At 36.1% G+C, this 6797-nt stretch carries 9 protein-coding genes and 1 pseudogene; 5 read left to right on the top strand and 5 right to left on the bottom strand.

From position 1 onward, the window contains the following. Positions 1-412: 412 nt before the first annotated feature. The 4 genes from ACFX4X_RS24910 (at position 413) to ACFX4X_RS24895 (ending at position 2407) form a co-directional block, all read left to right on the top strand. On the top strand, positions 413-943 hold the full coding sequence (locus ACFX4X_RS24910) for an S-Ena type endospore appendage (RefSeq protein ID WP_377387476.1): 531 nt from the start codon (positions 413-415) through the stop codon (positions 941-943). A 301-nt stretch (positions 944-1244) separates the two neighbouring features. Further along, positions 1245-1574: an S-Ena type endospore appendage gene (locus ACFX4X_RS24905; RefSeq protein ID WP_377387473.1), complete on the top strand. Its 330-nt coding sequence runs from the start codon at positions 1245-1247 to the stop codon at positions 1572-1574. A gap of 85 nt (positions 1575-1659) precedes the next feature. After that, a complete protein-coding gene (locus ACFX4X_RS24900) occupies positions 1660-1980 on the top strand; it encodes an S-Ena type endospore appendage (RefSeq protein WP_377387471.1) in 321 nt (106 codons plus the stop codon). 85 nt (positions 1981-2065) lie between these two features. Further along, the gene (locus ACFX4X_RS24895; RefSeq protein WP_377387468.1) at positions 2066-2407 is read left to right on the top strand and encodes an S-Ena type endospore appendage; all 342 of its coding nucleotides are present in this window, start codon (positions 2066-2068) and stop codon (positions 2405-2407) included. A gap of 344 nt (positions 2408-2751) precedes the next feature. Here ACFX4X_RS24895 and ACFX4X_RS24890 read toward each other — a convergent pair whose 3' ends face one another. The 4 genes from ACFX4X_RS24890 to ACFX4X_RS24875 form a co-directional block, all read right to left on the bottom strand. Then, positions 2752-3006, bottom strand: a complete 255-nt coding sequence (locus ACFX4X_RS24890; RefSeq protein ID WP_377387465.1) for a hypothetical protein — start codon at positions 3004-3006, stop codon at positions 2752-2754. A 114-nt stretch (positions 3007-3120) separates the two neighbouring features. Beyond that, complete coding sequence (locus ACFX4X_RS24885) at positions 3121-3372, bottom strand: hypothetical protein (RefSeq protein ID WP_289320636.1); 252 nt, start codon at positions 3370-3372, stop codon at positions 3121-3123. A 52-nt stretch (positions 3373-3424) separates the two neighbouring features. Continuing rightward, complete coding sequence (locus ACFX4X_RS24880; protein ID WP_377387462.1) at positions 3425-3970, bottom strand: hypothetical protein; 546 nt, start codon at positions 3968-3970, stop codon at positions 3425-3427. A gap of 655 nt (positions 3971-4625) precedes the next feature. Next, positions 4626-4901 carry a tyrosine-type recombinase/integrase gene (locus tag ACFX4X_RS24875; protein ID WP_377387459.1) on the bottom strand — a complete coding sequence of 92 codons (276 nt, stop codon included), beginning with the start codon at positions 4899-4901 and terminating at the stop codon, positions 4626-4628. Between the two features lie 449 nt (positions 4902-5350). Between ACFX4X_RS24875 and ACFX4X_RS24870 the strand changes: the two genes are divergently transcribed. Then, a complete protein-coding gene (locus ACFX4X_RS24870; protein ID WP_284471209.1) occupies positions 5351-5695 on the top strand; it encodes a hypothetical protein in 345 nt (114 codons plus the stop codon). A 657-nt stretch (positions 5696-6352) separates the two neighbouring features. Here ACFX4X_RS24870 and ACFX4X_RS24865 read toward each other — a convergent pair. Then, a pseudogene (locus tag ACFX4X_RS24865) lies at positions 6353-6534 on the bottom strand (IS6 family transposase); the annotation flags it as partial. Positions 6535-6797 lie beyond the last annotated feature (263 nt).

The following is a 6797-nucleotide window of genomic DNA, read 5'->3' as shown; positions in this document are numbered from 1 at the left end:
ACTTGGCTACTTAAGTCCGGTGGCTTATCGAAACTTAGCCCTTAAAAAAGTTGTTTGATTTAGTGTTGACATACCAGATATATATATAGGTGTTTGTGAGTTTGTCTAATTTTTTGATGCTAGGGCTAGTAAATTCAGAGTAATGTCCATACAGGTAGAGAAAAATTTCCTTAGCTTATTTGAAAACCCTTCTCTAAATTGAGAGGGGCTTTTCTAAAGTATAGGCTTAACCTTCTTTACTAACTCATTAATATCATAAACCACTTTCAAATCTGTTTCAGATCCTAATACAAAGAGATGTAATCCCATTCGGAACAATGGGGCTACCAGGCCCATTTCATAAGTATTTGTCCAATCCAATACATTCTAGATTCATAAGATAAAGTAATGTTTATGAAAAGGAGGATCAAAATTGGGCAAGGATAAAAAAGATAAAAAATGTAAAGATTGCGGACATAGAAAATGCAAATGCATTCATAAAAAATGTAAAGATTGCGGCTATAGAAAATGCAAATGCATTCATAAAAAATGTAAAGATTGTGGGCACAGTACATGCAAATGTAAAGCCGATGTAAAAGTGAAAGTAAATGTACCTGCAGGACCGGAACCAATAGGACCAGTTGTATGCAATAGCACATGTGGGAATCTGTTATTAAGCGATCAGGTTCCGAATTTAAAGATTTGGAAAGAGAAAATGTTGATGAAGACTACCGTAACAATCTCTGTATTTAATAGCGCCATGAGTGCTACATCGATTAAGATTATCGTAATTTCAAATGTTGGATGTCCAGTTGAATTCACCGTTCCTCCTGGTAATACACTTTCGGCAACAGTCGATGATGCCGAATCGATTATCGTATTTCGGATAAATAAGGGGATAGCTGAAGGGAAATTTAACTTGGAAGTATGTTTTCCTGTTTTTTACGATAAAAAACATAAATAGAAAAATGTAAATAGGAATGCTGAAAAACAAAAAAAAGTTACTGAAAACGTTAATTTTTTTACAACAATCAATTATTAAATCCAGTAGTTTATTGAATTCTGTATCTTTCTAAAATATTCCTCATAACTAAGGAAAGCTGTATTCCTTTTCAGTTCTAGTTTGAACGGAATAAAAATTCTATTAAGTAGTATAAAGGAATTTTTACATGTTCCACTCTTGTCCGTTGCAAGATTACAAAAATCACATTCTATAATATGAATGGCTATACAAGCTATTTAATATTAAATTGGAGGAATTCATAATGTGTGGATCAAATGGAAACGGAGGTTGCTGTCCTCCCGCACAAATGTTCCAAGAAAGCATTTGTGGTAATTTTAATGGACCTTTAGCAGCTGAGACAGTGTGGTCTGCACCAGCAGGCGCCTATTTTTCAGGAACTTTTGAAATTTTCAACTCAGCTTCCAGTTCGACTACAGTAACTGCAACGGTTACTCCTGCTGGTGCTTTAAGTGCTACTCCTGGAAATTCTGACTCTGTATCAGTTGATCAACCTACTGGTTTTGCTATTACAGCAGGTGCTGGAGCTAGTGGGAAGTTTTGTATCACCCTATATAAGCGTGTTCTAGCGTAATAAGATATAAAGGAATACTTTTCTTTAAGTTATTGCTTTATATCTATTAAAATGGACAAATATCATTCGAAAGGAGAGTCATATAATGTGTTTTAATGACAGTTGCTGTCCTCCCGCACAAATGTTCCAAGAAAGCATTTGTGGTAATTTTAATGGGCCTTTAGCAGCTGAGACAGTGTGGTCTGCACCAGCAGGCGCCTATTTTTCAGGGACTTTTGAAATTTTCAACTCAGCTTCCAGTACGACTACAGTAACTGCAACGGTTACTCCTGCTGGTGCTTTAAGTGCTACTCCTGGAAATTCTGACTCTGTATCAGTTGATCAACCTACTGGTTTTGCTATTACAGCAGGTGCTGGAGATAGTGGGAAGTTTTGTATCACCCTATATAAGCGTGTTCTAGCGTAATAAGATATAAAGGATTACTTTTCTTTAAGTTATTGCTTTATATCTATTAAAATGGACAAATATCATTCGAAAGGAGAGTCATATAATGTGTTTTAATGACAGCTGCTGTCCTCCCGCACAAATATTTCAAGAAAGCATTTGTGGTAATTTTAATAACGCAACTGCTGCAGCTACTACAACAACAGTATGGTCTGCACCAGCAGGCGCATATTTTTCAGGAACTTTTGAAATTTCCAACTCAGCTTCCAGTCCAGCAGCTACACCAGTAACTGCGACGATGACATCTACCCCAGCAGGCGCTTTAAGTGCTACTGCAGGAAACTCCGATACTCAATCTGTTGATCAACCTACTGATTTTGCTATTACAGTACCAGCTGGAGCTAGTGGGAAGTTTTGTATTAACTTATACAAACGTGTTCTCGCTTAGTTTAGAGTTCAATATCCTAGAACTGGCTGAATAGGTTTTTTAGTGATTTGTATATAACGACAAAAAGGTATCTTCATCATTTAGATACCTTTTTTAATATCTTCATAAAGAAAAGACCAATTAAATACATTGGTCCCAGGCTGTCGACAAAGTCGACAGCTGTTTTTTATAAAAAGTTTAGCAACAATATATTGTGTCCTTCTTTCAAATTTACAACTAAATATGCTAATTAAAAGATAAAAAACCCCCTTTTTCTCCAACAATTCTTTTGGAAAAGGGGTTTGTCTACACTCTGAGACCAATTAAATACATTGGTCCCTTTATATATATGAAATAAATTATATTTACACTACTGTCGTATAATAAAAAACTGTTATTGTATTTTCATGATTGGAAAAAGCATAGATTTTTTCTCCAAAAGTTATATTCCCTAAATCTATCAGGTTATCATGCCCATGGATGAAAATTCCATTGTTCGAATTGACATCCGATCCACCTAAATAAAATGAGTTACCTTGTATCCATACTCTTTGGCCAGTGCCATTTACAAGTATAGTACTTGTATTAGCTGGAAGTGTTATTGTTTGAATCTCTGCCATTATCTCTCCACTCTTTCTTATAAAAATAAGGATTCATAAAAAAAATAAACTAAAATAAAAAGGTAGCTGTTTAACTCTCTACCTTTTCGAATAAAGGAAATAGATAGTTTTTTATTATACTGTTGTATAATAAAAAACAGTTACAGTGTTGCTATCATTTGAATAAGCATAGATGGTTTCACCAAAAGCTACATTCCCTAAGTCTACGACCTCATGACCACCTGAAAGAAAAATTCCATGGTCTGAATCGACATCGGATCCCCCTATAAAATATAAACCGCCTTGAAGTAACACTCTACGTCCGTCACCTTCGACAAGAACTGTTGCTGTATTAGCTGGAAGTGTTATTGTTTGAATTGTTGCCAATTTTAATCATTCCTTTCTTTAATACTTAATTCCCGTTATACCTTTAAAAGTATTAATGAGTTGTTTCCCAAAAACTAAAATCAATAGATATAACATTATTACCACCAGAATTGTTGAGTGTACGTATAACAAACGTTGTTCCAGGAGGCATAACAACGTCACCTTCATATTCAACTGCTACCATTCCTCCAGTAGCAAGTTGAATAAGATCTTGGAAAATAACGCCTCCTACTGTAGGATCAGCTGCCTGGTTTATGAATTTAGCTGTAGCGATACTTGTATTCGTTGAAGCAAAATTGGCGTTGACTGGAGTGAGAGGAGTTCCTCCTGCAAATGAACCATTACGATTAAGGGTAATAACTAAGTTTGAATTTGATGTTCCAGCTATTCGCCCCATATGAAGAATTTTACCTGATCCAACTGGGTTAGTAATCTGTAAAAAGAGTGAAGAGTTATTTGTGACTGATTGTCGTTGAGTCGTTAAAAAGAAATTCCGTCCACTCACGGCAGCTCTAGGTTGGGAGGCTTCTGTTACTACTGGGTCCTCAAAAGTGTTGATTACTTCCACTTCTTCAGGGCATATATTACAATTACTCATTATCATCTCCCCTTCTTGAAAATTTAGGTGATTTGCTCATTTAAGATTAAAGGGAATCAATAGAAGACTTCCGAAATTTTTTAAAAATACGGTACTCATTAGAGTATGTGAGCGTATTTAAAATGATTGTTTTATTGTCTATCAATGAAAAATATTTAACTATTTTACATAGTTTGATGCCAATTCAGGGGTTTGTGTAGTAATGAAAAAATAACGGCATTCAAAACAAGAAAAAGGTTCTTTCAAAGAATCGTTCTTTTTGGAATTGCATCGATAAACAATTAAAAAGAAGCGTTCATAACAAGGTCTTCAAGTTTTACTGTTTTTCCCTTATAGATGAAAAAGAATGAATGTATTACTATGAAAAAATGACCACATTCTGACCACATAATAAAAATTCAAAGGTGAAAAAACTTAATAGAAATTTGTCTTCAGGTTATGTAAAACCTTATTAAATCAACCAATATGAATCAGTCTGAAAAAATACGAAAGTCGAAGATATGTTCCGCACACAAGTTCACCCATGGGAACGCGAACAATATATGTCAATGTATTAATAGTTTCAAAGCCTTGGTATTACTGAGTTTCTCAGTTACCAAGGCTTTTTTTATTTTTATAAAATGAAAGGGAACGGGCTGGCTGACCACATTTCAAACTATTTCATATTCAACTTTAAAACGTGAGCATAGACATCTGCTGTTGTTTGAATGGATTTATGTCCTAAACGTTCCTGCACATCTTTTAAACTGGCTCCGGATTCAAGAAGTAAAACCGCATGTGTATGTCGTAAACCATGAATGGTTATATGTTTTGCAATTCCTGCTTTTCTACAAATGCGAATAAAGGCCCTGTGTAAGGTGGATTTTGAATAGGGGAGGCCATTTCCGCGTTCGAAAACAAGATTTGTTTCTCTATAACATCTTTCTGCCAATTTCAGTTTTATTTCCTTTTGCATAATGACATGACGTGTTAACAGAGCGGCAAGGCTTTCGTCATGATGGATTTAAAGAGCTGATACCCTTTTTTATCTGAAGAGTTTATTATTCGTGGTTGCTCGGTGTATGGATGAGTGATCTTTTTGTTCACCTTAAACCAGATATAACTTCACAGAAAGACGGCAAGTATTTGGTGGTAAATTTATATCTTTGAGAATTTAAGAAAGGCCAATATTGGTGATGGGGCGGCATTACTAGGAATGGTAAATTGCAAATACCTTCATTTGTAGTTATAAATTCCATTTTTTTGCGTTTTATCATGATAGGTGAGTTCTCTTTTTTTAGACAACAATAAATAGGCAGCCCAATATAGTTGTCCATTTAGGACACTAACCCCTCTTTGTACATAGCCTGAAAGGGTAAACAAAAAGGGAGGATTTCTTGAATGTATAACTATAATCACGCTTTTAACCCTTATAATGTGCCTTATTATATAGACGGAGAACGAATACCGGGGCCGGGCGGTGGTCAATGGGACGGACATGGCGGCGGTTATAGTGGCGGCCAATGGGACGGACATGGCGGCGGTCATGGTGGTGGCCAATGGGACGGACATGGCGGCGGTCATGGTGGCGGCCAATGGGACGGACATGGCGGCGGTCATGGTGGCGGTCAATGGGACGGACACGGTGGTGGTCATGGTGGCGGACATTGGGAACACGGGCAATGGGTTCCACGCTGTAGGAGAGTATGGGTTCATGGATTTGGTTGGACTTGGATTTGTAGGTGATGAAAAAAGACAGCATATTGCTGTCTCCAGGCTGTCGACAAAGTCGACAGCTGTTTTTTATAAAAAGTTTAGAAACAATATATTGTGTCCTTCTTTCAAATTTACAACTAAATATGCTAATTAAAAGATAAAAAAAACCCCTTTTTCTCCAACAATTCTTTTGGAAAAGGGGTTTGTCTACACTTTGCACGGCACATTAATTGATATGCCGTTTACATGTTATGTTTTTTGCTTGCTTTTCCAGACACTAAAAAGTAGCGTTCCCCAAATAATACAGCCTAATAAACCAAGAGTCCTGTGCCATAAGGGGTACCCTGAGTCGTGTTCGGATATCATTCCACCAATAAAATAAATTAAACTAAGGATAAGTAATATAGCTAGCCAAATTTGCTGTTTTTTACTCATAATACACATCACTTTTTATAAATATTTAAAAAACTATCAAAACAAAATCTGAAGAGATATATTTAGCAGCCGTTTTATTAAAATGACCTTTTTTAACGAGAAAATCTGTCAAAGCATTTTCAATAGTACCATTCATGCCTACAGTATAGTCTAAAAATTTATTGATAGATTCCCTATTAATTATCGCCAAACCAAGCTTATTTTCATCACTACAGTGTCTATCAGATTAAGGGTTCTGGTGCAAAAAACTGATTATGATGAACTTCCAAACAACTTATGTATGAATTTTACATCTTTTTTGACACATTTCACATGTTGGTGAAGTTGTCCTTTTTTCATTGTATGTATCGCTTTAATACCACTCAATATAGAAGTGGGTGTTCCATACGACTTGAATCCCAGCATTAACGCACACGCTTCTTAATGAAACGATACCAGCTAATAGGATGTCAATATCTTTATCTAAAATTTTCAGATCATGTCCCACGAGCAGGTACGTTCTAGCCCAGCTACGGTTATCATATATCGATATAAAAAATGGTCAACCAGTAATATTTTCTGGATGACCTTATAATACGAACAGGTGCGTTAGCTGAAGATCGGAGCTGTCTTTAAGGCGGCTTTTTCTTGTGTGCCAGGCATGGCAACTATCTAGGTGGTGAAAGTCCACTGTGGGGGTACACATCGACCAACCACT

The organism is Peribacillus sp. YIM B13481 (assembly GCF_042787985.1).
Classification (GTDB): Bacteria; Bacillota; Bacilli; order Bacillales; family DSM-1321; genus Peribacillus; species Peribacillus simplex_A.
The sequence above is the reverse complement of the archived record's forward strand: the minus strand, read 5'-3'. Positions and strand labels throughout refer to the sequence as shown.

What these genes read in the sequence shown, in the direction of transcription:
- ACFX4X_RS24905 (WP_377387473.1), top strand. Translation starts at nt 1,245, where the DNA reads ATGTGTGGATCAAATGGAAACGGAGGTTGCTGTCCTCCCGCACAAATG.
- ACFX4X_RS24900 (WP_377387471.1), top strand. Translation starts at nt 1,660, where the DNA reads ATGTGTTTTAATGACAGTTGCTGTCCTCCCGCACAAATGTTCCAAGAA.
- ACFX4X_RS24895 (WP_377387468.1), top strand. Translation starts at nt 2,066, where the DNA reads ATGTGTTTTAATGACAGCTGCTGTCCTCCCGCACAAATATTTCAAGAA.
- ACFX4X_RS24890 (WP_377387465.1), bottom strand. Translation starts at nt 3,006, where the DNA reads ATGGCAGAGATTCAAACAATAACACTTCCAGCTAATACAAGTACTATA.
- ACFX4X_RS24880 (WP_377387462.1), bottom strand. Translation starts at nt 3,970, where the DNA reads ATGAGTAATTGTAATATATGCCCTGAAGAAGTGGAAGTAATCAACACT.
- ACFX4X_RS24870 (WP_284471209.1), top strand. Translation starts at nt 5,351, where the DNA reads ATGTATAACTATAATCACGCTTTTAACCCTTATAATGTGCCTTATTAT.